Raw genomic sequence first — 2,709 nt, 5'->3', positions numbered from 1 at the left:
CGCCAGCGTCGCATTGATGTCGAGCGCCGTGCCGACCTTGCCGGTCACCGTCGCCGTACCACCGCCAAGGTTGAGCACGAGCCGGTCCAGCGTCGTTGTGCCGTTGGCAATGCTGACGGTCGAGGCCTGGGCGATGGCCGTCTTGATGCCCTGGACAGTCGCCTGGCCGGAGGCAAGCTCGATGGTCGTCGTGCCGTTGGCCACTTTCACCCGGCCGGCGGCCTGTGCCGGAATGCCCTTGACGGTTGCGCCGCCGGAGAAGCCGGTCCAGTCGCCGTCGCGCTTCAAGTCGACATCGATGCCGCTGATCACGGTGCCGCCCGACGTGACGGTGTCGGCGCGGATCTTTCCGGAGATCACGGGCGCCGCCAGATAGTTGGCGACCAGCGCATCGATCGAGACGGCTTTCGCCTGCAGGTCGCCGCGCGTAATCGATGCTGTCGCCGCCTTGATTGCGACCTGTGGCGCATTGCCGTTCTTCGAAAAGGCGATCGTGCCGCGCACATCGCCTTCGGCCTTCTCCAGGGCAAGTGCTGCCAGCGGGCCGATATCGGGCAGGTCGAGCGCGATGGTGCCGACCGGCACGAACTTTTCATCCAGCGCCAGATCGCCGGAAATCCTGTTCTTGCCGAGCGACAGCAGCAGGCCATTGATGGCGCTCTTGCCGTCCGCCGTCGCCAGCACGGCACTACCTTGCAGCGCCTGGCCGGCGACATTGCCGGTCAGCTGCACATTCGCCGCCGGATTGGTGGCATCGGCCTTGCCGGTGGCGGTCAGCTTCAGCCCGGTGATCTCTCGCGCCGCCACGAGAAGGCGGTCGCTGTCGATGGTCAACGACAGGTCCGGCGCCGCGGCCGGGCCCTGCGCGTTCAACGCAAAAGCGATGGCGCCCTTGGCGTCTTTCGACAGCAGCGAGATATCGCTCAGCGCACCCTTGATGTCGGCGGCCACCTTGTTGTCGGCAAGGCTGGCTTGCCCGTCTGCGGTCAGCGCGCCCGAGGTCAGCTTCAATCCGCCTATAGCGATACTGCCGTTGGGGTCGCGCTTCAGCGTGGCGCTGATCTCAGCGCGTTCGCCAAGCATGCCGCGTGCCGCCGCCGGCAAGGCCGACGATGGGGCATCCGCCTTCAGATTGAGGTCGATGGCACCGTCACGCAGCGATACCTGGCCGGCAACCTGGCTGTTCAGCGCATCGCTCTTGAGCGAGCCGCTGTCTATGGCAACCGCATCGGCTGTCAGGCGACCGCTGAGCGCCGCCGTGACCTTGCCGGCGATCAGCGGCGCAATCACCGGATTGTCGAGACCGACCTTGTCCACCGACACTGTGCCGGAAACTGGCCCTGCGCGGTTCTTCAGATCGAACGCATCCGAGTGCAACGCCAGGGCAAGCCCGTCCACCCTCGCTGGACTGGTGACGATCGAGGGCAGGATCGCAGAGACATCCAGGCGGGCCCGCGTGCTCTCGCCCGCCACCTTTGCCGACAAGGACCGGATTTCGATCTTGACCGGGCTCCCGGCGCTGCCGACAATCAGGGGCAGGCTGGGGCCGGATGAGATGAGATCGAGCGCAAAATCGCTGGCGCCGTTCGGATTGAGGGTGCCGGCTGCCTTGCCGGAAATCTTGTCACCGGTCAGTGTCGCCTGATGGAGCACCACGCCGCCGGCCATGGTGTAACTGCCTGCCGCGTCGACAGCCAGCGCTCCGAGCCCCGCCTGGCGAGTCTGGCTGGTTTCGACGCCAGCCAGTTGCGCATTGAAGCGGACATCGGGAGCGGCCGGCGGCCCGGTCACTCCAGCCGTGCCGCTGAGCGTGCCGACGGCGTCGAGGCCGGGCGAAAATTCATTGGCGAGCGCCGCGGGCAGTGCCGAAAATTGCGCCGCGAGGTCGAGCGTCTGACCGGCAGTGCCCGACAGCGTCACCGAACCGCCGCCGACATCGAGCGCCAGTTTCTCGATGCTGGCCGTGCCGTTGGCGATGCTCAGTGTCGACGCCTGAGCGATTGCGGCCTTGATGCCGCGAACCGTCGCCTCGCCCGAGGTAATCTCGACGCTCGTGTTGCCGTCGGCGATCTTCACCCGGCCGGCAGCGGTCGCCGGAATGCCCGCTATGGTGGCGCCGCCGGTGAAATTGGTCCAATCGCCGTCGCGCTTCAGGTCGACGCCGATGCCGCTGATTTCGGTGGTTCCGGAAGTGACGCTGTCAGCCTTTATCGAACCGGCGATCGCCGGCGCCTTGAGATAATTGGCGATCAGCGCATTGACGGTGATGGCCTTGGCCGTCACGTCGCCACGCGCGATCGAAGTGCTCTTCGCATCGATCGCGACGGAGGGCGCGTCGCCCTCCTTGGCAAAGCCGATGGTGCCGTCGATGTCGCCCGTCACCGCCTGGCCGGCGAGTGCGGCCAACTGGTCGATAGCGGGCGCGTCGAGCGTCAGCGTGCCGAGCGGCATGTACTTGTCGTCCAGCGCGAGATCGCCCGAGACCTTGTTGTCGCCCAGCGAGACCAGGAATCCGTTGATCGAACGCTTGCCCTCGCTTGTCACCAGTGCTGCCTTGATATCGAGCGGCTGGTCGTTGACGGAGCCGGTCAGCGATACGTTGGCGGCGGGACTGGTGATATCGGCCTTGCCGCTCGCCGTCAGCTTGATGCTCTTCACCGTGCGGCCCGATGCCGTCAGGCTGTCGCTATCGGCGGTAACGGTGAAATC

1 pseudogene is annotated in these 2,709 nt (G+C 66.3%); it reads right to left on the bottom strand.

From position 1 onward, the window contains the following. Positions 1–2,709 (bottom strand): annotated as a pseudogene (locus tag EN884_RS32095) (translocation/assembly module TamB); the annotation flags it as partial.

Origin of the sequence: Mesorhizobium sp. M7A.F.Ca.AU.001.01.1.1, from assembly GCF_004022735.1 — a bacterium.
GTDB classification, from domain to species: Bacteria; Pseudomonadota; Alphaproteobacteria; order Rhizobiales; family Rhizobiaceae; genus Mesorhizobium; species Mesorhizobium ciceri.
Note: the sequence above shows the minus strand (reverse complement) of the source record. Positions and strands in the feature narration are given on the sequence as shown.